This window comes from Micromonospora sp. NPDC047644, assembly GCF_040704315.1.
Taxonomy (GTDB): domain Bacteria; phylum Actinomycetota; class Actinomycetes; order Mycobacteriales; family Micromonosporaceae; genus Micromonospora.
On sequence record NZ_JBEYSY010000012.1, the window covers coordinates 45,926 to 67,815 of the forward strand.

Annotated in this window: 18 protein-coding genes; 8 read left to right on the forward strand and 10 right to left on the reverse strand. The window is 72.5% G+C overall.

All coding sequences use genetic code 11. The features are described from left to right. Nucleotides 1-51: 51 nt before the first annotated feature. A complete protein-coding gene (locus AB0877_RS20520) occupies nt 52-267 on the reverse strand; it encodes a zinc ribbon domain-containing protein (protein ID WP_366610681.1) in 216 nt (71 codons plus the stop codon). A gap of 37 nt (nt 268-304) precedes the next feature. On the opposite strand from AB0877_RS20520, the gene AB0877_RS20525 reads away from it, so the two are divergent. The 3 genes from AB0877_RS20525 (at nt 305) to AB0877_RS20535 (ending at nt 6,294) form a co-directional block, all read left to right on the forward strand. Beyond that, a complete protein-coding gene (locus tag AB0877_RS20525; RefSeq protein WP_366610682.1) occupies nt 305-1,834 on the forward strand; it encodes a lytic murein transglycosylase in 1,530 nt (509 codons plus the stop codon). A gap of 72 nt (nt 1,835-1,906) precedes the next feature. Further along, a complete protein-coding gene (locus tag AB0877_RS20530; protein WP_366610972.1) occupies nt 1,907-2,923 on the forward strand; it encodes a GNAT family N-acetyltransferase in 1,017 nt (338 codons plus the stop codon). Nucleotides 2,924-3,015: 92 nt separating this feature from the next. Next, nucleotides 3,016-6,294, forward strand: a complete 3,279-nt coding sequence (locus AB0877_RS20535) for a lamin tail domain-containing protein (protein WP_366610684.1) — start codon at nt 3,016-3,018, stop codon at nt 6,292-6,294. Between the two features lie 68 nt (nt 6,295-6,362). Here the strand turns inward: AB0877_RS20535 and AB0877_RS20540 are convergent, their stop codons facing one another. The 6 genes from AB0877_RS20540 to AB0877_RS20565 form a co-directional block, all read right to left on the reverse strand. Continuing rightward, complete coding sequence (locus AB0877_RS20540; RefSeq protein WP_366610686.1) at nt 6,363-6,944, reverse strand: helix-turn-helix domain-containing protein; 582 nt, start codon at nt 6,942-6,944, stop codon at nt 6,363-6,365. A gap of 466 nt (nt 6,945-7,410) precedes the next feature. Continuing rightward, on the reverse strand, nt 7,411-8,394 hold the full coding sequence (hemB, locus tag AB0877_RS20545) for a porphobilinogen synthase (protein WP_366610688.1): 984 nt from the start codon (nt 8,392-8,394) through the stop codon (nt 7,411-7,413). A gap of 20 nt (nt 8,395-8,414) precedes the next feature. Next, nucleotides 8,415-9,995: a uroporphyrinogen-III synthase gene (locus tag AB0877_RS20550; RefSeq protein WP_366610689.1), complete on the reverse strand. Its 1,581-nt coding sequence runs from the start codon at nt 9,993-9,995 to the stop codon at nt 8,415-8,417. Continuing rightward, the gene (gene hemC, locus AB0877_RS20555) at nt 9,992-10,960 is read right to left on the reverse strand and encodes a hydroxymethylbilane synthase (RefSeq protein ID WP_366610690.1); all 969 of its coding nucleotides are present in this window, start codon (nt 10,958-10,960) and stop codon (nt 9,992-9,994) included. Before hemC ends, AB0877_RS20550 begins: the two co-directional genes overlap by 4 nt. Beyond that, nucleotides 10,957-12,354, reverse strand: a complete 1,398-nt coding sequence (locus AB0877_RS20560) for a glutamyl-tRNA reductase (RefSeq protein ID WP_366610691.1) — start codon at nt 12,352-12,354, stop codon at nt 10,957-10,959. Before AB0877_RS20560 ends, hemC begins: the two co-directional genes overlap by 4 nt. After that, nucleotides 12,351-13,121 (reverse strand): redox-sensing transcriptional repressor Rex, encoded by a 771-nt coding sequence (locus tag AB0877_RS20565; RefSeq protein ID WP_366610693.1) that lies wholly within the window; start codon nt 13,119-13,121, stop codon nt 12,351-12,353. Before AB0877_RS20565 ends, AB0877_RS20560 begins: the two co-directional genes overlap by 4 nt. A 497-nt stretch (nt 13,122-13,618) precedes the next feature. Between AB0877_RS20565 and AB0877_RS20570 the strand changes: the two genes are divergently transcribed. Beyond that, a complete protein-coding gene (locus tag AB0877_RS20570; protein ID WP_366610694.1) occupies nt 13,619-14,923 on the forward strand; it encodes a sensor histidine kinase in 1,305 nt (434 codons plus the stop codon). Between the two features lie 98 nt (nt 14,924-15,021). Next, nucleotides 15,022-15,675, forward strand: a complete 654-nt coding sequence (locus AB0877_RS20575; protein WP_030329744.1) for a response regulator transcription factor — start codon at nt 15,022-15,024, stop codon at nt 15,673-15,675. Here the strand turns inward: AB0877_RS20575 and AB0877_RS20580 are convergent. Genes AB0877_RS20580 through AB0877_RS20590 form a run of 3 tightly spaced genes read right to left on the reverse strand, consistent with a single transcriptional unit; the run spans nt 15,656 to nt 18,190 of the window. Continuing rightward, nucleotides 15,656-16,318 carry an HAD hydrolase-like protein gene (locus tag AB0877_RS20580; RefSeq protein ID WP_366610695.1) on the reverse strand — a complete coding sequence of 221 codons (663 nt, stop codon included), beginning with the start codon at nt 16,316-16,318 and terminating at the stop codon, nt 15,656-15,658. The genes AB0877_RS20575 and AB0877_RS20580 overlap by 20 nt on opposite strands. A gap of 20 nt (nt 16,319-16,338) precedes the next feature. Then, nucleotides 16,339-16,593: a glutaredoxin family protein gene (locus tag AB0877_RS20585; protein ID WP_357356194.1), complete on the reverse strand. Its 255-nt coding sequence runs from the start codon at nt 16,591-16,593 to the stop codon at nt 16,339-16,341. Further along, a complete protein-coding gene (locus AB0877_RS20590) occupies nt 16,583-18,190 on the reverse strand; it encodes an AMP-binding protein (protein WP_366610697.1) in 1,608 nt (535 codons plus the stop codon). Before AB0877_RS20590 ends, AB0877_RS20585 begins: the two co-directional genes overlap by 11 nt. A gap of 587 nt (nt 18,191-18,777) precedes the next feature. Here AB0877_RS20590 and AB0877_RS20595 point away from each other — a divergent pair. From AB0877_RS20595 to AB0877_RS20605, 3 genes are all read left to right on the forward strand, one after another. After that, the gene (locus AB0877_RS20595) at nt 18,778-19,734 is read left to right on the forward strand and encodes an ECF subfamily RNA polymerase sigma factor, BldN family (RefSeq protein WP_366610698.1); all 957 of its coding nucleotides are present in this window, start codon (nt 18,778-18,780) and stop codon (nt 19,732-19,734) included. 289 nt (nt 19,735-20,023) lie between these two features. Next, entirely contained in the window at nt 20,024-20,893 is an 870-nt protein-coding gene (locus AB0877_RS20600) for a DUF5667 domain-containing protein (RefSeq protein ID WP_366610699.1), read from the forward strand. A 126-nt stretch (nt 20,894-21,019) separates the two neighbouring features. Next, nucleotides 21,020-21,889: an HAD-IB family hydrolase gene (locus tag AB0877_RS20605; protein WP_366610701.1), complete on the forward strand. Its 870-nt coding sequence runs from the start codon at nt 21,020-21,022 to the stop codon at nt 21,887-21,889. Nucleotide 21,890 lies beyond the last annotated feature (1 nt).

A 21,890-nucleotide genomic window follows, 5' to 3' on the forward strand; every position in this document is an offset into this window, starting at 1 on the left:
GGACCCGCTCCCGGCAAGGCTGGCCCACCAGGCGGCGGCGAATTGACCCGATCAGCAGCCGCAGCCGCCGCCGCAGCAGCCACCCCCACCACCAGCGGCGGGTGCCGGGGCACCACCACTGCGACCGGTGACCGCGACCGCGGAAAGAAGCTTGACCGTGTCGGCGTGTCCCTGAGGGCAGCTGGCCGGCTCACCGGCCGCCGCCATCGAACGGTTGACCTCGAAGGTGTCGCCGCAGGCGCGGCAGCGGAACTCGTACCGGGGCATGCCACCCAGGGTACGTGGATCTGACGGTTCGCGGAGCATGGGTGATACTCGACAGGTGGTGGACGGCGAGGACGACACGCGTGTGCAACCGTTACGACCGGCCGCGCCGCTGGACGGGCCGCTCGAAGGCTCCGGGGCCGCGCCCGACCTGGCGCGCAAGGTGCCCCGGCCTCGCCGCCCCTGGCTGAGCGGGCGTTCCGCCGACGCGCCGAGCACGCCAGCGACCACCACGCCGCCAGCCGCCACGCCGGTCCCGCCAGCGGAGAAGTCCTCCGCAGCCGAATCCGCCGGGTCCGAACCGGACCCGCGCGCCACCGGCCCGAAGGTCCCGGCCGAATCTGTCCCGACCGCAGGCCCCGCAGCCGGCCCCCCGGCCGCGGCAGCCAAGGCCGAGACCGGCAAGGCCGAGACGGGTAAGACCGACACCGCGAAAGCCGACACCGCGAAGGCCGACGCGGCAGAGGCGGACGGCAGCGCCAGTGGCCCGGCCTCGTCGAAGGCGGCCGGCGTGTCGAGCGCCGACGCGCCCGCCGACGACGCGACGACCGGTGCCGCGGATCCGGCGAAGACCTCTGTGGATGAGATCCCGGTCGTGCCGGTGTCCAACCCGGCCCGCCGACGGCGGGTGCAGTTCGCGCACGCGGTACGGCTGCCGCCCCGTCGGGCAGCAGCCGCAGCGACCCAGGCCACCCGAGCCTGGGCGCGCCGGCCGAGTGGTCGGCTGACCCTGCCCGGTGTCTTCCTGCTGGCGCTGGTGGCGGCGACGGCTGCGGCGGGCGCACTGCTCGTACCGGCCACGATCCGCGCACCACGCCCGGTCGCGGTCGACGCCTCGGCCGCGCCGAGCGGGGTGGCAGCGCCCGGGATGCCGTCCGGCCTGCCGACCAGTCCGCTGCCGACCGGGCCGCTACCGACCGGGCCGCTGCCGACCCTGCCGCTGCCCTCCGGTGGGTTGCCCGGCAACGGGCTGCCGACCGGGTCGGTGATCGGTGGTCGACCGTCGGACGCCCTGGCCGGCTGGGCGCAGCAGGTCGGCGTCAAGGTCGGTGTCCCGGCGGTAGCCATGCAGGCGTACGGCTACGCCGAGCTGGTGCTCGCCCAGACCAACCGCAGCTGTGCGCTGAGCTGGACCACGCTGGCCGCGATCGGAAAGGTCGAATCGGATCACGGGTCGACCAACGGCGCGCGGTTGGGGCAGGACGGCAAGGCGGTACCCAACATCTTCGGGCTGCCGCTGGACGGCAAGGACGGCCGAATGCGGATCATCGACACCGACCGTGGGGCGCTCGACGGGAACTCGACCCTCGACCGCGCCATCGGGCCGATGCAGTTCATTCCGACCACCTGGCAGGAGATCGGCGCGGACGCGGACAACGACGGCGTCAAGGACCCGCACGACCTGGACGACGCGGCGCTGGCGGCGGGGAACTACCTCTGCAAGGGCGGCCGGAACCTGAGCATCGCGGGCGACTGGTGGAACGCGATCCTCTCCTACAACGACGTACGGCGGTACGCCCAGGACGTCTACGACACCGCGAACCGGTACGGACGGGCCAGTCGCTCGTGAAGTGATCGTCTCGATACGTTGGAGAACTGGACACTTCCCCCGGGCCTCTGTTAGCGGCAAGCTAGACGGGTGATGGTGCGCGAGTGGGACCCCAGGACCGCGTCGTCCGCCGAGATCGCGTCGCTGTTGGCCACGCTGAACGCGGTCCTGGCGGCCGACCTGCCGCAGGATCCGCCCTGGCGGGAGGCTTCACTGCGGGAGTACCTCGCCGAGGTGATGCCCGGCGAGCGGCGGATCTCCTGGATCGCCCAGGCCGAGCCGACCGCCCCGGGCGACACGGGCGCTGTGATCGGCCAGGTGCACGTCCTCCTTCTGGGTGACATCGGTGTGCTCGAAGTGTTGGTGCACCCGTCCGCGCGGCGCACCGGCCTCGGCCGTGACCTGGTGCTGCGTGCTGCGCGCCGGGTCTACCAGGAGGGCTTCCGGTCGATCGGGGTCGAGGTTGTCGGCGACACACCGGCGGTCGGGTTCTACGAGTCGCTCGGCTTCACCCGGGAGTACGTGGAGACGCGCAGCGTGCTCGATCTGACGGCGGTGGACTGGGCCGAGCTGGCCGAGATGGCCACCGGCATCGGGGCGGGCTACCAGTTGGAGTTCTTCCCCGGCGGGCCGCCGGACGACCTGATCGAGGCGTACGCGCGGGCCAAGGCCGAGGTGCGCGACGTCGACGACGGTGAGCTGCGCCCCAGCTCCTACGACCCGGAGCGACTGCGCGACAGCCTCGACACGCTGCACCGGCGGGGCATGAAGCCGTACATCATGCTCGCCCGGCACGAGCAGAGCGGCGAGGTGGCCGGGCTGACCGAGGTGGTGGTGCCGGCGCAGCACCCGACCCGCGCCGACCAGTACGACACGATCGTGGCGCAGGATCACCGGGGCTACGGCATCGATCGGGCGATCAAGGCCCGGATGCTGCTGGAGTTGCGCTCCGCCGAGCCGGAGCTGATCGAGGTGCAGACCTGGAACGCGCAGGCCAACGAGGCGATGCTGAAGGTCAACGCTGAGCTGGGCTACCGCCCCGACCGGGACTGGTGCGAATACAGCGTCGACGTCGCAGAGCTGGTGCACCGCCTCGATCCACCGCGCTGAGGAATTCACGAAACTGTCCATTAGAGGATGGACGGTGGACAGTCGCGCACCTTAACGTGCGTTGACCCCCATCCGCCCATCGTGGAGGCCCTATGCGCCCGCGCCGCTCAATCGCCGCGCTCGCGACCGCCACCGCCGCCGTGACCGTCACGGCGCTCGGCGTCGCACCCACCGCGGCCAGCGCCGCGCCCACCGACCTGTTCATCTCGGAGTACGTCGAGGGTTCGTCGAACAACAAGGCGATCGAGCTGTTCAACGGCACGGGCACCGCCGTCGACCTGGCGGCCGGTGGCTACCAGTTGCAGCTCTACTTCAACGGTTCCACCACGGCCACCACGATCGCCCTGACCGGCAGCGTGGCGGCCGCTGACGCGTTCGTGTTCGCCAGCGCCTCGGCCGGAGCAGCCATCCTCGCCCAGGCTGATCAGACCACCGGGGCGAGCCTCTTCAACGGTGACGACGCGATAGTGCTGCGCCGGGGCGCCACGGTGCTCGACTCGATCGGCCAGGTGGGCGTCGACCCGGGCACCGAGTGGGGCGCCGGCGTGACCAGCACCGCAGACAACACCCTGCGGCGGCTGGCGAATGTGGCCGCCGGTGACACCGACCCGTCGGACGCCTTCGACCCCGCAGCGCAGTGGGCCGGCTTCCCCGTCGACACCTTCGACGGGTTGGGCGCGCACACCGTGGACGGCGGTGGCCCGGTCGACGTGCCCGCCACGCTGACCTGCGGCGGGCCTCTGGTCACCGCCGCCGGGACGGCCGCGAGCCGCGAGGTGACCGCCGCCGACGCCGACGACACGATCGTCGACCTGGCGGTGACCGCGATCAGCCCGAGCCCGACCTCCGGCTCGATCACCCGTACCGGCTTCACCCCCGCCGACGGGGTGGGCGGCACCGCCCGCGCCACGGTCGGCGTGAGCGCCGACCTCGCCGCCGGGGCGTACACCGTCACCCTCACCACGACCGACGCGGGCGGTGGCACCGCGAGCTGCGCGCTGGCGGTGCAGGTGACCCGGGAGCTGACCGTCGGCGAGGTGCAGGGTCCGACCACCGACACCGAGTCCGGTCCGAACGACCGGTCACCGCTCGCACCGGCGAGCGGCAACGGCACGAGCAGCAGCCTGTACGACGTACGCGGCGTGATCACCCAGTTGACCCTGGCCCGCACCTCGGCCGGAGCGGAGCAGCACGGCTTCTTCCTGCAGAGCCGCGTTGGTGACACCGACGGCGATCCGACCAGTTCCGACGGCATCTTCGTGTTCATGGGTACGTTCACCTCGCTGATCGGCGGTTACGTGCCCACGGTCGGCGACGAGGTCGTGCTGCGGGCCCGGGTGTCGGAGTACTACAACTTCACCCAGCTCTCCGGCGCGTCGCTGGTCCGCGTGATCCAGGGTGGGCTGGCCGTGGACACCGCGGTGGCGGTGGCCGACGCGGTGCCGCCGGCCGTGCTGACCGACGCGCAGCGCTTCTGGGAGCGGCACGAGGGCTCCCGGATGCGGGTACGTGCGGGCAGTGGCGCGGTGAGCGGCCGGGACGTCTTCTCCTCCACCGCCGACGCGGAGCTGTGGGTGGTCGACCGCGACGACCCGCTGCTGGACCGCGCCGACCCGTACTCCCGGCGGGTCTTCCGTGATTCGCACCCGCTGGACAACGACCCGACCCGCCGCTTCGACGACGGCAACGGCCAGCGGACGTTGCTCGGCAGCTTGGGCGTGAAGGCCACCGCCGGGGACAGCGCCGCGCTGCTCCCGCCGGCGCACACCTTCGACACGCTGCGGGCGGACGCGGTGGGCGGGGTCTACTACTCGTTCGAGAAGTACGGCGTCCAGGTCGAGCGGGCGGAGTTCGCCGCCGGGGCCGACCCGTCGGCGAACAACCCGCCCAAGCCGGCCGACCGGTCGCAGGAGGTGGCCGTGGCCACCTACAACGTGGAGAACCTGTACGACTACCGCGACGACCCGTTCGACGGCTGCGACTTCGCCGGCAACGCCGGCTGTGTGGGCGTCTCCCCGCCGTTCGACTACGTCCCGGCCAGCGAGGCGGAGTACCGCGAGCAACTGGCCGCTCTCGCCGATCAGATCGTCAAGGACCTGCACGCACCGGACCTGATCCTGGTGCAGGAGGCCGAGGACCAGGACATCTGCACGGTTTCGGGGGCGGCGCTGAGCTGCGGCGAGACCAACAACGCCGATGGCGCTCCGGACAGCATCCAGGAGTTGGCGCTCGCGGTGACGGCGGCCGGTGGGCCCGCGTACGCCGCCGCCTATGACCGGACCGGCGCGGACGCTCGCGGTATCACCGCAGCCTTCCTGTACCGCACGGACCGGGTGTCGCCGGCGGCCGCGACGGCGGCGGACCCCCTGCTGGGGGCGACACCGACGGTGCAGTACCGGGCTGCGGGGCTGCCGACCAACGCCGACGTGCAGAACCCGAAGGCCCTCAACGCGGTGCTGCCGGCGGACGTGGACACCTCCACCGGCAAGGACGGGAACAACGTCTTCACCCGTGCTCCCCAGCTGGGGAAGTTCACGGTGGCCGCCGCTCCCGGCTCGTCGGAGCGGTTCACCCTGTACGCGCTCAGCAACCACTACTCCTCCGGCCCGGACAGCCGGGTCGGGCAGCGGCGTGAGCAGGCGCGTTACGGCGCGGCGATCGTCACCGCGATCGAGGCGGCCGACCCGGGGGCCCGAGTGGTCTACGGCGGGGACCTGAACGTCTTCCCCCGCCCGGACGATCCCATCGCGACCGGAGAGCAGCCCACGCCGTCGGACCAGCTCGCTCCGCTCTACGAGGCGGGCCTGCGCAACCTCTGGGACGACCTCGTCGCGGACGTGCCGGCCTCGGCCTACTCGTACAGCTTCGAGGGGCAGGCGCAGACTCTCGACCATCTGTTCGTCAACGACGCGTTGCGCAACGACCTGGTGCAGGTGCGGGCGGCGCACATCAACGCCGACTGGCCGGCGGAGTTCGCCGGTGACGGGTCGCGAGGTTCCAGTGACCACGACCCGCAGGTGGCGCGGTTCCGGTCCCGGGCGTCGTTGACAGTCGCCGACTCGGCGGTGACGGAGGGCGATCAGGGCACCCGGCAGCTCACCTTCACCGCGACCGTGTCTCGACCGCTGTCCCAGTCGGTGCTGCTCTGCGCCGCGACCGTCGGCCTCACGGCGCAGGCGGGGTCGGACTTCGACCCGTATGCCGGCTGCAAGGTGTTGGCCGCCGGGCAGACATCGCTGGCGTTCCCGGTCTCGGTGCGCGGTGACCGCAAGCGGGAGGCGGACGAAAAGTTGACGTTGCTGGTGGCCGGTGTGCCCGGCCTGCGGCTGGCCGATCCGCTCGCGACCGGAACGATCACCAACGACGACTGATCGCGGATGCGGTCGACGACGGCCCGTCGAACCCCATCCGGGGGCGGCGGGCCGTCGCCCATCCCGCCTCAGCGGTACCGCCAGAGCTGTGGCGGCGGCGGATCACCGCGGTGCTTGGCCACCCGCACCTCCCATTGGCTGCGCCGCCGCATCGCGTCCCGGACCTCCCGATTGCGGTAGAACGTCTCGGGTGGGCGGGCCAGCCCGTAGATGTCCGCCCACCACTCCCCCGGCTCGGGGTCGAGGATGGTGTCCAGGTGCGACGGGTAGCGACGCCCGGCACCATCGCGTGTGTCTTCCCAGTCCCGCATCGGCTTCAGCACCCGGCCGAACTCGTCGACGACGGCCAGCCGACATCCGACGACCCCGACTGTCCGGCGGAGCAGCTCAATGCTCGGGACGGTCCGACCGGCCTCGATGCGGCCGATGGTCGCGTGGTGCACCCCAGCCCACCTGGCCAGCTCACGTTGGCTCAGGTCGGCCTGACGACGGACCGCCCGGAAGATGCCAACGACTGGCCATGGGGTGTCGGAGGGCTCGCTGAGGATGACTTTCCGCTGCGGGATGCGGGGGCCGGGGCCGGGGTCGTCGAGGATCCAACTGTCGACGCCGGGCGCTCCGGCCTCCAGGGGTGTCACTGAATCGTCCATGCCGCCACCGTCCCGGCTCACGCCGATCCTCGCAGTCCCGTCCGGCAGACCTGTGGACAACGACGGCACCTGTGGACAACCGGCGTTCGTCACCGCGCGGAGACGGTGCCGGTGCGATCGACCGCGACCGGCAGCTTGAGCGGTACCCCTCCACCCCCAAGGAGCAGGGAGCACTTCCGAAACATTGCCCCTTTGCTCTGCACCCTCATAGGCACCAGTCGCGGACCGTGACCGTCGCACCCGCGGGTGCAGAGCAAAGCTTGGCGCGCGGGGTTGTTACCGCCGAACGGCTATCCCAGCCGAGGGCCGTGCGGCCATGCGGCCATGCGGCCATGCGGCCATGGGGCCGGAACCTAGCCGTCGCATCGGCGGGTGCAGAGCAAAGGCTGGCGCGGAGGCGTCGCGGCCAAGGCTGGCCGATCCGGCCACGCGCCACGCGCCACGGGCCGGGTGCCGGGAGGTTGGCTCAGTAGCGCTGGCGGAGCAGACCAGCGGCCTCGACGGCCCAGTAGGTGAGGATGACCTGCGCACCGGCCCGCTTGATCGAGGTGAGCGTCTCCAGCATCACCCGCTCGCGGTCGATCCATCCGTTAGCGGCGGCCGCCTCGACCATCGCGTACTCCCCGGAGACCTGGTAGGCGGCGACCGGAACGTCCACCGCGGCCCGCACCGCCGACACCACGTCGAGGTAGGGCAGCGCCGGCTTGACCATCACCAGGTCGGCACCCTCGGCCACGTCCAACGCGACCTCGCGCAACGACTCCCGCAGATTGGCCGGGTCCTGCTGGTAGGTGCGCCGGTCGCCCTCCAGCGCCGACTCCACCGCCTCCCGGAACGGGCCGTAGAAGGCGGAGGCGTACTTCACCGCGTACGCCAGCACGGAGACGTCCTGGTAGCCGGCGGCGTCGAGGGCTCGGCGTACCACGCCGACCTGGCCGTCCATCATCCCGGACGGCCCGACCATGCCGACCCCGGCGGCGGCCTGGGCCACCGCCATTTCGGCGTACGCGGTCAGCGTCGAGTCGTTGTCGACCTCACCGTCTCCGGTGAGCAGCCCACAGTGCCCGTGCGAGGTGAACTCGTCGAGGCACAGGTCACTCATCACCACTGTGGCGTCGCCCACCTCGGCCACCACGTCGCGGATGGCGACGTTGAGGATGCCGTTCGGGTCGACGCCGCCGGAGCCGGTCGGGTCCCGCTGCTCCGGCACGCCGAAGAGCATGATCCCGCCGACACCGGCCTGGACCGCCTCGGCCGCCGCCTTGCGGAGCGAGTCCCGGGAGTGCTGGAGCACCCCCGGGAGCGACCCGATGGCGCGGGGCTCGGTCAGCCCCTCCTTGACGAACATCGGCAGGATCAGGTCGGCCGGGTCGACCCGGGTCTCGGACACCAGCCGGCGGACCGCCGGGTTGCGGCGCAGCCGGCGGGGTCGGATCTCGGGGTACGACATGGCAGGCCCTCCTCGAACGACTACCGGAAGCGCAGAGCGGTCGGACCCTGCACCTTCGAGCCACGGCGCTGCTTGGCCGGCATGGCGGCCAGCTTCTCCCGCAGTTCGACGGCGTAGGCGGCAAGCGCCTCCACCAGATCGGGCACCGAGGCGTGCGGCGGCTGGACGTCGACGCGCAGGCCGAACTCCGTCGCGGTCTCCGCCGTCTTGGGCCCAATGACGGCAACAACGGTGCGGGCGTGCGGCTTCCCGGCGATGCCGACCAGGTTGCGCACGGTCGAGGACGAGGTGAAGAGCACCGCGTCGAACCCGCCCGACTTGATCGCGTCGCGGATCTCGGCGGGCGGCGGAGCGGCCCGCACCGTCCGGTACGCGGTCACGTCGTCGACCTCCCAGCCGCGCTCGGTGAGCCCGGCGGCGAGCGTCTCGGTGGCGATGTCGGCGCGCGGCAGCAGCACCCGGCCCACCGGGTCGAGGATCTCGTCGTGCGGCGAGAACTCGGCCAGCAGGCCCTCCGAGGACTGCTCCCCGGCGGGGATCAGCTCCGGCTGGATGCCGAACGCGCGGACGGAGTCCGCGGTGGCCTCACCGATGCAGGCGATCTTGACGCCGCCGAAGTGCCGGGCGTCGAGGCCGTGCTCGGCGAACTTCTCCCAGACCGCGCGGACCGCGTTCACCGACGTGAAGATCACCCAGGCGTACCGGCCGTCGACCAGGCCCTTGACCGCCCGCTCCATCTGGGCCGGGGTACGCGGCGGTTCGACCGCGATGGTCGGCACCTCGCACGGGATGGCCCCGTACGCGCGCAGCCGGGCACTCATCGCACCGGCCTGCTCCTTGGTCCGGGGTACGAGCACCTTCCAGCCGTACAGCGGGCGGTTCTCCCACCAGCTCAGCTTGTCGCGCTGCCCCACGCCGACACCGACGGTGAGCACCACCCGGCCGGTGAAGCCGAGCGCGGCGGCCACGAAGCTGTCCACCGTCGACGTGGTCGTGTACTGGGTCTCGCCGGTGCCGTCGCCGGTCACCCCGACGCCGGTGGTGCCGTCGACCCCGGCGGCGAGCAGCCCGTCCCGGACGGCGGCGAGGTCACCGGCGTCCACGGCGAGCGCGAGCGATCCCCGGCCGACGGCCGTGGCCAGCGCCTCGAAGTCCAGCGCGCTGACGTCCTCGACGTCGGCTGCCGTACGCACACCCGGCAGCGGGACCCCGGCGTAGGTGGCCACACCCTCGGCCTGGCCGACGCCGGGCACCACCTCGAAGTGGGCGGCGGTGCGGGCCACCGCCTGCACCTCCTTCACCACCGAGTCGTGCCCGAACGGGTCGCCGGCGACCAGGTGCACCGCGTTCAGCCCGGAGCGGGCCGCGGAGATGAGCACCTTCGCCACGTCCCCCGGCGCGCCCTCGGCCGGGGTGAACTCGGCATCGTCAGAGGCCTCGGCGCGCACGACGGCGAGCAACGACTCCGGGACTCCCCGGTCGTAGATCACCTGGTCGGCGTCGACCAGGGCGTCGTGGGCCCGACGGGTCAGCAGGCCCGGGTCGCCGGGGCCAGCCCCGACGAACGCGATACGGCCGACGGGCTTACGGGTGCGGGTCATTCTGTGCTCCCAAATTGCTGGGTCCCCGGGCCGGTGTGTCCTTCGTGGCCGAGGATCGAGTCGGCGCCGAGGTCGAGGAGTTCGGCGGCGAGTGCCTTACCGATCTCCGCCGCGTCGGCGGGCGTTCCGGTGCGGGACAGCCGGAGGTCACGAGTGCCGTCCGGGCTGATCACCGCCCCGCGCAGGTAGATCTCATCGCCGGTCTCGCCTTCGGCGAGTTCGGCATAGGCGGCGACGGGTGCGCTGCACCCGGCCTCCAGGGTTGCCAGAAACGCACGTTCCGCGGTGACCGCGGCACGCGACGGTGCGTGGTCGAGCACGGCGAGCAGCTCGACCAGGTCCCGGTCGTCGACCCGGCACTCCACTGCCAACGCGCCCTGAGCGGGAGCGGGCAGCATGAGCATCGGATCCAGCGACTCGGTGATCACGTCGAGTCGGCCGAGTCGGGCCAGACCGGCCCGGGCCAGGACGACGGCGTCGAGATCGGCCTCGGGGCCGAGCACCCGCCCCAGGCGGGTGTCGACGTTGCCGCGGATCGGGGTGACCTCCAGTTGCAGGCCGAGGGCGTGCAACTGGGCGATCCGACGCAGCGCGCCCGTGCCCACTGTGGCCCCGGGCGGCAACTCGGCGAGCGTTCGGCCGTCGCGGGCCACCAACGCGTCGCGCGGGTCCTGCCGGGCCGGCACCGCCGCGATGTGCAGCCCACCGGCGGCGGCCGTGGGCAGATCCTTGTAGGAGTGCACCGCGAAGTCGATCGTCCCGGCGGTCAGCGCGTCGCGCAGCGCGGAGACGAACACCCCGACGCCCAGGCGGTGCACCGGCGCGTTGGAGCGGTCGCCCGCGGTGACCACCTCGACCAGCTCGACGGGGCGACCGGTGGCGACGGTCAGCGCCTCGGCGACCTGGCCGGACTGGGCCATCGCCAGGGCGCTGCCCCGGGTGCCGAGGCGCAGGGGGGCGGTCATCGCGCACCTCCGCTGGGTGGGGTCGGCTCGGCGGCGTCGGCTCCGGACAACAGGTCGGTGCCGGGGAGCGCCACGCCGAGGTCAGGGGTCAGCACGTCCGGGACGGTGTCCACCGGCGAGGTCTGCGGCACCTCGAGGTCGAACAGCTCGCGCAGCAGTGCCGCGTACTGGTCGCCACCGGGCTCGGCGGCCAACTGGCGGACCTTGACGGTGGGCTGGTGCAGCAGCCGCTGCACCACCCGGTGCACCGTGCGGGCCACCTCGGCCCGCAGGTCGTCGCCGAGGTCGGGGCGACGCTGGGCCAGTCGGCGCAGCTCGGCGGTGACCACGTCGTCGGCCCGACCGCGCAGCGCGGCCACCGTGGGTGCCACATCCGCGCCGCGCAGCCAGGTGAGGAAGCCCTCCACCTCGCCGAGGACGATGCGTTCGACGGCTGCGGCGTCGGCCGCCGCCGGACCGTCGGCCAGCAGCGCCGCCATCCGGTCGATGTCGATCACCTCGACGCCGGGCAGCTCGGCGACGCCCTCCTCGACATCGCGCGGAACGGCGAGGTCGAGCAGGACCAGCGGGCCCCGGGAGGCGTCGCGTTCGGCCAGCGCCGCGGTGACCACCGAGCGGGTGAGGACCGGTTCGGTGGACGCGGTGGCGGCCACTACGATGTCCACTGTGGAGAGGGTGTCGGCCAGCTCGGTCATCGGCGCGGCACTCGCCCCGTACGACTCGGCGAGCCGGACGGCCCGGTCGGTGCCCCGGTTGCTGACGGTGAGCGGCCCGGCGCCGAGCCGGGACAGCGTGGCCACCCCGAGCGAACCCATCGCACCAGCGCCGACCACCAGGGCCGGGTGGCCGACAAGGTCGCCGTCGAGGTGCCCGGCGGCCAGCTCCAGGGCGGCGGTGACGACGCTCTGGCCGGCCCGGTCGATGCCGGTCTCGGCGTGGGCCCGTTTGCCGACCCGCAACGCCTGCTGCATCAGCTCGTGCAGCAGGCGGCCGGCCGAGTCGGCGCCGGTGGCCCAGTGGTACGCGTCACGCAGCTGGCCGAGGATCTGCGCCTCGCCCACCACCATCGAGTCCAGCCCGGTGGCGACCCGGAAGACGTGGTCCACGGCCGCGGTGTCGTAGTGCACGTACAGGTGGCTGGCGAGCGCGGTCGGCGAGCTGCCGGCCTGCTCGGCCAGCACGGCGCAGACGTCGCCGAGCCCACCGTGGAAACCGGACACGGCGGCGTAGACCTCCACCCGGTTGCAGGTGGAGACGATCACCGCCTCGGCCACGTACGGCTGGGCGACCAGGCGGTCCAGTGTGCGGGTCAGGTCGGCGGGGGGCACGGCCAGCTGCTCCAGCGTGGCGACCGGGGCGGTCCGGTAGGACGCGCCGACGACGAGCAGTTTCACGTGCCGATCGCCTCCTGGGTGTCGGTGGCCGCGAACCCGCCCGGCAGGGCGGTGAGAGCGGACCCGCCGGTGGCGGGCAGCGCGGTCAGCGACGCCTTGCGGTGCTCGTGGAAGGACAGAATCTGCAGCTCGATGGCGAGGTCGACCTTGCGCACGTCGACCCCCTCCGGAACCGAGAGTACGCACGGCGCGAAGTTGAGGATGCTCGTCACGCCGACGGCGACCAGTTGGTCGGCGACCTGCTGGGCGGCGGCGGCCGGGGTGGCGATCACGCCGATCGCGAGGGATTCCTCCGCGGCGACCGCCGGCAGGTCGTCAACATGCCGGACCACCAGGCCGTTGATCTCCTCACCGACCCGCGAGCGATCGGCGTCGAGCAGTGCGGCGATCCGGAAACCCCGGCTGGCGAAGCCGTCGTAGCCGGCCAGAGCGTGACCGAGATTACCCACGCCGACCAGGGCGACCGCCCGACGTTGGGTGAGCCCGAGCACATACTCGATCTGCTCGATCAGCAGCGCCACGTCGTAACCGACGCCCCGGGTGCCGTACGAGCCGAGGTGGGAGAGGTCTTTGCGGAGCTTGGCGGAGTTGACCCCGGCGGCGGCGGAGAGCCCCTCGCTGGAGACCGTCTCGTGCCCGGTGTCGGCGAGGTTGTGCAGCGCGCGCAGGTACTCCGGGAGCCGAGCGACGGTCGCCTCGGGCAGGTCCGGGAGCGCCGGTACGGCACCGGCGCGGCCGGGCGCGCCTGGGTGACGGTGCTGACTCATGAGACTCCGTGCGGTGCGATCCTCGGCCAACTCCGCTGGTCGGCCGTTTGTGGACTCCCGCTGGCGACCGAGATTGCCGGCTGTGCTAGCAGGGCGCGTCGGAGTCACAGCGTAGGCGCTTGTGAAGACGTGCACAAATCGCGATCTTGTCGCTGCGTGGCGCGACCTCACCAGCCCCTCCATTCCACAAGATCGATTGAACGGCCTGGTCCGCTCACCGCCCGGGCGATTATTGCTCAATCCCGACTTCTCTGACCAATCCCGCGCCGGCCCTGCCCCCGACCTACCGCCACGCCTCGCGATCTTGCACTTTCTGCTCTCACTTCTCGCCCATTCAAGGGCAATTCACCAACACAAACTGCAAGATCGACGCCGTTGAGGGGTGGGGTGGGGTGGGGAGGGTGGGGGGTGGGGCGGGCGGGGGTGGGGGTAGCACTACGGCGGATGGGCGGGGTTTCGGGATGGGGGCGGGGTCCCCGGCTGCCTAGCCTTTGAGCATGACCACCGTTGCCGCCACCAGCGCCCGACCGCCGCTGGCACCGAGCATCCCCCGCCAACTCCTCGTCGACTCCGGCTACGTGCTGCTCGGCCTGCCCCTGGGGCTGGCCAGCTTCGTCGTGCTCGTCGTCGGCCTGTCGGTGGGCGTCGGCCTGGTCGTCCCGGTGATCGGCCTGCCGATCCTCAGCGGCACCCTGTACGCCGCCCGTGGCCTGGCCGACATCGAGCGGCTGCGGATGGCCGCGGTGCTCCGACAGCCCCGGATCCGGCCGAACTACCGGCTGCCCGAGGCGGGCGCGAACGCCTGGAAGCGGATCTTCGTGCCGATCCGGGACGCCCAGTCGTGGCTCGACCTGGCGCACGGCATCCTGCGGCTGATCGCGGCGGTGGGCAGCTTCGTGGTGACCACGGTCTGGTGGGCCATCGCGATCGCCGGCTCCCTCTACTGGGCCTACGATTGGGCCATCCCCCAGCCGTCCGGCGAGGGTGACCAGGATCTGGCGCAACTGCTCGGCCTGGGCGACTCGACCACCGCGCGGATCGGGCTGAACACCGCGCTCGGGGTGTTCTTCCTGATCACCCTGCCGATCGTGGTGCGGGGTTGCGCACTGCTCCAGGCGAGTTTCGCCAAGGCGATGCTGACCGGGGTGGCCGAGATGCGCGACCGGATCACCGTGTTGGAGGAGCAGAAGCGGGCCGCCGTGTCCGCCGAGGCATCCGCGCTGCGCCGGTTGGAGCGGGACATCCACGACGGACCACAGCAGCGCCTGGTCCGGCTGGCGATGGACCTCAGCCGAGCCCGGATGCAGCTCTCCTCGGACCCGGACGCGGCCGGCCAGACCATCGACGAAGCGGTCAGCCAGACCCGGGACACGCTTGCCGAGTTGCGGGCGCTGTCCCGGGGCATCGCCCCGCCGATCCTGGTCGACCGGGGCCTGCCCAGCGCCCTGGCCGCGATCGCCGGCCGCGGGCTGATCCCGATCGAGCTCCAGGTGGACCCGCAGCTCGGCACCCCGGCCGGGCGGCTCGACCCGGCGGTGGAGAACACGGCGTACTTCGTGGTGTCCGAGGCGCTGACGAACGTCGCCAAGCACAGCCGGGCCACCGAGGCCACCGTGACAGTGACCCGGCGAGGCTCCCACCTGCAGGTGTGGGTGGGCGATGACGGGCAGGGCGGCGCGCACCTGGCGAAGGGTCACGGTTTGGCCGGCATCGCCGACCGGGTCCGGGCCGCGGGTGGCGAGCTGATGGTGGTCAGCCCGACCGGTGGCCCGACCGAGATCCGCGCCGAGCTGCCGCTGTGAGCGCGAGGAGTGAGCCGGGTTTGCGAGCCCCGCACTCGCGAACCACGAAGTCGCGGTGAGCCGCCGCGATGGTGAGTGACGTGGTAGACAACACAGCCATGCGCATCGTGATCGCCGACGACGCCGTCCTGCTCCGGGAGGGGCTGGTCCGGCTGCTGACCGAGAGTGGGCACCAGGTGGTGGCCGCGGTCGGGGACGGTGACGCCCTGGTCGAGGCGGTGGTCGAGCACCGGCCCGACGTGTCGATCGTCGACGTCCGGATGCCGCCGTCGCACACCGACGAGGGGCTGCGGGCTGCGGTGGAGGCGCGCCGGTTGGTGCCGCGTACGCCGATCCTGGTGCTCTCCCAGTACGTCGAGGTCTCGTACGCCGATGATCTGCTCGCGACCACCGGCGGCGCCGGCGGCGGGATCGGCTACCTGCTCAAGGACCGGGTGGCCGCGATCGACGAGTTCCTGGACGCGCTGCGCCGGGTGGCGGGCGGCGGCACGGTGCTCGACCCGGAGGTGGTCGGTCAGCTCTTCGCCCGACGCCGCCGCGACGACCCGCTGCGGGAGCTGACCCCCCGCGAGCGCGAGGTGCTCGCGCTGATGGCCGAGGGGCGTTCGAACACCGCGATCGCGCGCGCCCTGGTGGTCAGCGACGGCGCGGTGGAGAAGCACGTGCGCAACATCTTCACCAAGCTCACCCTGCCACCGGACACCGAACAACACCGGCGGGTGCTGGCCGTCCTCACCTATCTGCGGAACTGACCTCCCGGGCCAGGGCCACCGCGTCGGTGAGGGTGTCGGCGACCGGGTGACCGGAGGCGCGCAGCCGACCCGGGTCGGTGAACCCGCCGGTGTAGAGCACGGCACGGCCGCCGACCGCGAGCGCCGCGTCGGCGTCGTCGATGGAGTCGCCGATCAGCACCACCGAGGCGCCGTCGACGCCCAGTTCGGCGAGGTGCAGCTTCAGCGACTCGGCCTTGGGGCCGCCGCCGACCGTGGCCCGCAGCCCGTCGACGCGGGTGAAGTGGCTGGTCAGACCGTACGTGTGCACGGTCGGGACCAGCTCCTCGTGGAACCACATGGAGAGCAGGCTCTGGGTGCCCGGCCAGGCGGCCATCGCGGCGCGCGCGTCGGCGGCCAGCTCACAGGTGGTCAACCCGGTGCGGTACGCGTCGTGGAAGATCTTGTCCAGTCGACCGAACTCGTCGTCGTCCACTGCCTGCCCGAGCACGTCGGCGTAGTACTCGGCGATCGGCCTGCGGAACCGCACCCGGTGCTCGTCGGACGTGACAGTCGGCCCACCCAGGCTCGCGAACACGACGTTGGTGGCGGACACCACCAGGCTGAGGTCGTTGAGCAGGGTGCCGTTCCAGTCCCAGACGAGGTGCGGGCGCGCAGAGGTCATCGGAGCACCATAGGCATCCGTCAGAGCTGCGGCGTGGTCAGGTCCCGCAGCAGCCGGTCCTCCTCGACCCGCCAGTAGCCGTGCTCCTTGCCGTCGAGCATGACCACCGGCAGCCGGTCCCCGTACTCCCGCTCCAGCCCCTCGTCGGCGGTGACGTCCCACTCGACCCACTTGTCGCCGGTGACCGCGACCACCCGGTCGAGCGCCGCCTTGGCGTCGTCGCACAGGTGGCAGCCGGGACGGGTGATCAGGGCGAGTCGGGCGTCAGTGGCCATCGGTTACCTCCGTGCGGTCGGTCGGCGGGGCCGACCGGAGTTGGGTCTTGCGTACCTTGCCGATCGCCGAGTGCGGCAGGGCGTCGACGAACTCGACGGTGGTCGGGCACTTGAACCGGGCCAGGTTCCGTGCGCAGTGGGCGAGCAGCTCCTCGCTGGTCACCGGTCGGCCCCGCGCCGGCACCACGTACGCCCGCACAGTCTCGCCGGTCCGCGGGTGCGGCACACCCAGTACCGCCGACTCGACCACCCCGGGGTGCCCGGCGAGCACCAGCTCGACCTCGTGCGGGTAGACGTTGAACCCGTTGACCAGGATCAACTCACCGAGCCGGTCGACCAGGAAGAGGTCGCCGTCCTCGTCGGCGTACGCGATGTCACCGGTGCCCCACCAACCGTCGGCGTCCGGGCCGCCCCGACCGTCGGGCCAGTAGCCGGTGAAGAGGTTCGGACCGGACACCACTATCTGCCCCGGGTCGGTGCCCGGAGCCACGTCGGAGATGTCCAGCTCGTCGGGGTCGTCGTCGAGGACGGCCAGTCCGTCCCGCCACAGGTCCGCCCCGTCGGCACCGACCAGGCGTAGCCGCACCCCGGGCAGCGGCCGGCCGATCGAACCCGGCTTGGCCACGCCGCCGACCAGGGTGGAGGTGAGCACCGGCGCGGTCTCGGTGAGGCCGTACCCGATGTGGACCTGATGGCCGGTGACCTCGGTGAAGCGCGCCGCGACAGCCGGTTCGAGCGGTGCCGCGCCGCAGACCGCCACCCGCACCGACGCGGTCGCCGCGCGGGCCGTGGCCGCGCCGGCCCAGGTCAGGAACATCGACGGTACGCCGACCAGCACGCTGACCCGGTGCCGTGCGACCTCGTCCAGCCCCGCCGTCGGGCCTGGCTCGTCGAGCAGCACACCCGTCGCGCCGTGGTGCACGACCGCGCCGAGCCCCGAGTTGAGCCCGTACGCGTGGAACAACGGCAACGCCAGGAGGACGGTGTCGGTCGGCCCGACCACCGGCGGCGCGATCCCGGCGACCTGTTCGTGGTTGGCGAGCAGGGCCTGGTGCGAGAGCATCGCCCCCTTGGGTCGCCCCTCGGTGCCGGAGGTGTAGAGCAGGACAGCCAGATCGGGGCCGCCGCGTCGCGGGCGGGGTGCCGGTCCGGGCGGGTCGGCGGTCGGTGGCGTGCCGTGCACCGAGGCGAGCGCGGGCAGGTCGGCGGCCACGTCGGCGACCAGGCCTCGAACGTGGTCGGTGGCGATGAGCACCGACGCGCCGGAGTCGGCGAGCACGTGCCGTAGCTCCGGGGCGGTGAGGCCGGGGTTGACCGGCACGGCGACCAGCCCGGCGCGCAGGGCGCCGAGCCAGGCGATCACGAAGTCCGGTGTGTTGGGCAGCGCGATGGCGACGCGTGGCGGCGTACCGCCGGGATCGGTGGGTGGCGCGGCGGCGGACAGGCCGCGGGCGGCGGCGTCCACCGCGGTGTCCAGTTCGGACCAGCTCAGGGTGTGGTGACGCCAGTGCAGCGCGGGCCGGTCGGCGCTGTCGAGGGCCGCCCGGCGGACCCGGTCGGCGAGGTTCGGCGCGGGGCTTTCCGAGGCGTCCTGCACGGTGATCGAGTCTGGCACAACGGGCCTCGGCGGGCCACGCCCGACGGTGGTGCGCCACGCCCGGAGGACGACACCGCGACAGTCCCATGTACGGGACTGTCCGGTGTGCCACCGGCGATCCGATCGGGTCCTGTCGATGGGACGTGCGACGCTGACCAAGGGCAGTTCGGCCACCCTCGTCCGGCCGGCCGACACGGCGGGCCAGCCGAACGGGCGGAGCGCCTCCGACCTGGGGATCCACCCTGGAACACCGAGCCGACGGAAAGTCAATCGCACACGACGGACAACCGGTCCGCCACCGGTGCGACGGAGCGGGAAATACTTCCGCCTTGTGTAACGGACTTGCCACGCGCGGGTGACGTTGGCCCTATCATCACTCGGGTCGGCTCACCCCATTTGCCGTGAGTCGACACCCCTCAGCCCGAGGAGGCCCCCGTGCCTGTGAGCGCATTGGACCAGCACCTCCACGGGACTTGCCGCGCGTCGGCAACTCCCGTGACCGTCCTGCCCGACCGGTCACCCGGCCGGTCCGCCCCGACGAGACCCAGACCGGCCCGCCCGGCGACCGACGGGACGGGGGCGACGCGATGACCACCTTCGGATACGCGGAACGTCCGGTCGGCCTGACCGGTCAACCCGCCCGCTCCCACGTCAACGAGCGGCCGGCGGCCCGTGCCCCGTCCGACGAACAGCACGGCGGCGGCGTGCGGGGTGACGGCGCGACGCAGCGGATCCGCAGCCGGTCACACCACAACGAGCCACCGCCGCGACCCGCGGTGCCCGGCGGAAACGCGAAGCCGGCCGGCGGCCGGGTCGCCGTACCGCCGCGACCCACGATGCCCGTGCAGGGTCGTCGGGTAAACGACACACCGACGGTCACCACCGACCCGGCGGCGGGCGAGACAGCGGTGATCCCGGCGGTGCCGGCCACCACCGCGACCACCCCGACCGGTTTCCCGAGCCGCCCGGACCCGTCCGACCCGGCGACCGAGGTCTGGACGCTGATCGAGCGGGCCCAGGCCGGCGAGTCCGAGGCGTTCGGTCTGATCTACGACCGCTATGTGGACACCGTCTTCCGGTTCGTCTACTTCCGGGTCGGCAACCGGCAACTCGCCGAGGACCTCACCTCGGACACCTTCCTGCGCGCGCTCAAGCGGATCGGCAGCTTCACCTGGCAGGGCCGCGACCTCGGCGCCTGGCTGGTGACGATCGCCCGTAACCTCGTCGCGGACCACTTCAAGTCGGGCCGGTACCGGCTGGAGGTCACCACCGGCGACGTGCTCGACGCCGACCGGGAGGACCGGGGCCCGGAGGGCAGCCCGGAGGCAGCGGTGGTGGAGCACATCACCAACGTCGCGCTCCTCTCCGCCGTGAAGCAGCTCAACCCGGAGCAGCAGGAGTGCATCGTGCTCCGCTTCCTCCAGGGCTTCTCGGTCGCCGAGACGGCCCGCGCGATGGGCAAGAACGAGGGAGCCATCAAGGCCCTCCAGTACCGCGCCGTCCGCGCCCTGGCCCGGCTGCTGCCCGACGGCTTCCAGCCGTAGTTTGTTACGGCGGGACCGACGGACGCCGATCAACGTCCGCGCAGCTCAGAGTCGGTCCCGCCCGGTGATGACCATCACTTTCTGTAATTTCCGCTCCGCCAGGCCCGTAACCCGTGCCCGGTCCGCCGCGTTTCTCCGGGTGCGACCGGTGGATGTCCCGGCAGGCCCGGGGCACCGAGGTCCGACCGGTACGCCGGCGGCACCTCACCTCCGTGGTGTCACACTGCCGCCCGGTCGCTGGCAACGACGGCGGCCGACCGGCCGTGACCAGCGAGAGGAGGTGCCTGCGGTGGACAACACCCTCTTCTCCCGCCGGCGCGCGGAGCGCTTCGCGCAGCTTCTCGACGAGGCCAACGGCGCTCGACGACACCACGTGCGATCCCAGGTGGACGGCCAACTGGCGCCGCTCGTCGCAGTGGGTCAGCGACTCAGCGTCGACCCCCCGGCTGTCGAGGTGGACCAGGACTTCCGTACCGGCCTGCGGGCGATGCTGCTCGCCACCGCCGAGCGGGAAGGGCTGGGCAGCACACCGGCGGCGGTCAGCGAACCGACCGCCACGACCACCCGCGGGCGGCTGCTGCCGGCGGTCACCGCACGACGGGCCCGAGCCCGGGGCGCGATCCTGGTCGGCATCGCCGCCGGGGCCATCGCCGTCTCCGGGATCTCCGCCGCCAGCGAGAACGCGCTGCCCGGTGACGCGCTGTACGGCATGAAGCGCTCCACCGAACGGGCACAGCTCGCCCTGGCCAGCTCCGACATCAGCAGAGGCCAACTCTTCCTGGACTTCGCCCGGACCAGAGTCGGCGAAGCCGCCAAGCTGCGCGGCGACCGGATCGGCTTCAGCGCGGTCCTCGACGACATGGACGCCGACAGCCGGCAGGGAGTTCGCCTGCTGACCTCCGCCGCCGTGCAACGGGCCGAGCCCGGCAGCCTGGACACTCTCAACACCTTCGTGTCGAGCCAGCGCCGGGCCGTACGCGGCCTGCTCGACGGGAGCACCCGGGTCGACCGGGAACGGACCCAGCGGTCGCTGGTGCTGCTGGACAGCATCCGGGAACGCTCGGACGACCTGCGCGCGGCGATCGCCTGCGGCCTGCCGGCACCGACCGCCAGCGACGCCCTCGGGCCGAACCCGGACACCTGCCCCGGGGCCCGCTGACCTGCACTCCCATACCGCACGACCGACCGGCCGCGCCACAGTTCGCTGTGTGCCCGGCCGGTCGCCCGTCTACGGCGGATACGCTCGCTGGAGAGCATCCGTCGTACCGGTGAGAAAGGGATTCGCGTGGCGCGCAGCCGTAAGGTGACGGTCAGCACCGACGCCGAGGGGCACACCGCAGCCTGGGCGGAGACCGACCTGGCCCCGGTCAGCGCACCCGATCCGAGCGCCGCGGCGTTCTTCGACGTGGACAACACGATGATGCAGGGCGCCTCGATCTACTGGTTCGCCCGTGGGCTCGCCTCCCGAAACTACGTGACGACCGCCGACCTGGCCCGATTCGCCTGGCAACAGCTCCGCTTCCGGCTGCTGGCCCGGGAGCACGCGGGTGACATGTCACTGGCCAAGGAGGCCGCATTGGCCTTTGTCCAGGGCTGGCGCGTCAACGAGGTCGAACACCTCGCCGAGGAGATCTTCGACGAGATGATGGCCCCCCGGATCTGGGCCGGCACCCACCAGCTCGCCCAGCGTCACCTGGACGCCGGCCAGCGGGTCTGGTTGGTCAGCGCCGCCCCCGTCGAGATCGGCCGGGTGATCGCCGCCCGGCTCGGCCTGACCGGTGCCATCGGCACCGTTGCCGAGGTGTTGGACGGGGCGTACACCGGACGGTTGGTGGGTGACCTGATGCACGGTCCGGCCAAGGCTGAGGCGGTCACCCAGCTCGCCGCCGTCGAAGGGCTCGACCTGTCCCGCTGCGCGGCCTACAGCGACTCGGCGAACGACCTGCCGCTGCTCCGCGCGGTGGGCCGGGCGGTGGCCGTCAACCCGGACGGCACCCTGCTGCGGCAGGCCCGCCGGCACGGCTGGGAGGTGCGGGACTTCCGCAACGGTCGCCGAGCTGTCAAGATCGCCGTGCCGTCGACCGCCGCCGCCGGGCTGGTCGCGGGCGCGGTCACCGCCGGCCTGGCCCTCCAGCGCCGCCGCCGAGCCGGCTGAC

Bases quoted from the DNA above. Each gene is read 5' to 3' on its own strand.
- AB0877_RS20520 (WP_366610681.1), bottom strand. From the start codon at position 267: ATGCCCCGGTACGAGTTCCGCTGCCGCGCCTGCGGCGACACCTTCGAG.
- AB0877_RS20525 (WP_366610682.1), top strand. From the start codon at position 305: ATGGGTGATACTCGACAGGTGGTGGACGGCGAGGACGACACGCGTGTG.
- AB0877_RS20530 (WP_366610972.1), top strand. From the start codon at position 1,907: ATGGTGCGCGAGTGGGACCCCAGGACCGCGTCGTCCGCCGAGATCGCG.
- AB0877_RS20535 (WP_366610684.1), top strand. From the start codon at position 3,016: ATGCGCCCGCGCCGCTCAATCGCCGCGCTCGCGACCGCCACCGCCGCC.
- AB0877_RS20540 (WP_366610686.1), bottom strand. From the start codon at position 6,944: ATGGACGATTCAGTGACACCCCTGGAGGCCGGAGCGCCCGGCGTCGAC.
- hemB (WP_366610688.1), bottom strand. From the start codon at position 8,394: ATGTCGTACCCCGAGATCCGACCCCGCCGGCTGCGCCGCAACCCGGCG.
- AB0877_RS20550 (WP_366610689.1), bottom strand. From the start codon at position 9,995: ATGACCCGCACCCGTAAGCCCGTCGGCCGTATCGCGTTCGTCGGGGCT.
- hemC (WP_366610690.1), bottom strand. From the start codon at position 10,960: ATGACCGCCCCCCTGCGCCTCGGCACCCGGGGCAGCGCCCTGGCGATG.
- AB0877_RS20565 (WP_366610693.1), bottom strand. From the start codon at position 13,121: ATGAGTCAGCACCGTCACCCAGGCGCGCCCGGCCGCGCCGGTGCCGTA.
- AB0877_RS20570 (WP_366610694.1), top strand. From the start codon at position 13,619: ATGACCACCGTTGCCGCCACCAGCGCCCGACCGCCGCTGGCACCGAGC.
- AB0877_RS20575 (WP_030329744.1), top strand. From the start codon at position 15,022: ATGCGCATCGTGATCGCCGACGACGCCGTCCTGCTCCGGGAGGGGCTG.
- AB0877_RS20580 (WP_366610695.1), bottom strand. From the start codon at position 16,318: ATGACCTCTGCGCGCCCGCACCTCGTCTGGGACTGGAACGGCACCCTG.
- AB0877_RS20585 (WP_357356194.1), bottom strand. From the start codon at position 16,593: ATGGCCACTGACGCCCGACTCGCCCTGATCACCCGTCCCGGCTGCCAC.
- AB0877_RS20595 (WP_366610698.1), top strand. From the start codon at position 18,778: ATGACCACCTTCGGATACGCGGAACGTCCGGTCGGCCTGACCGGTCAA.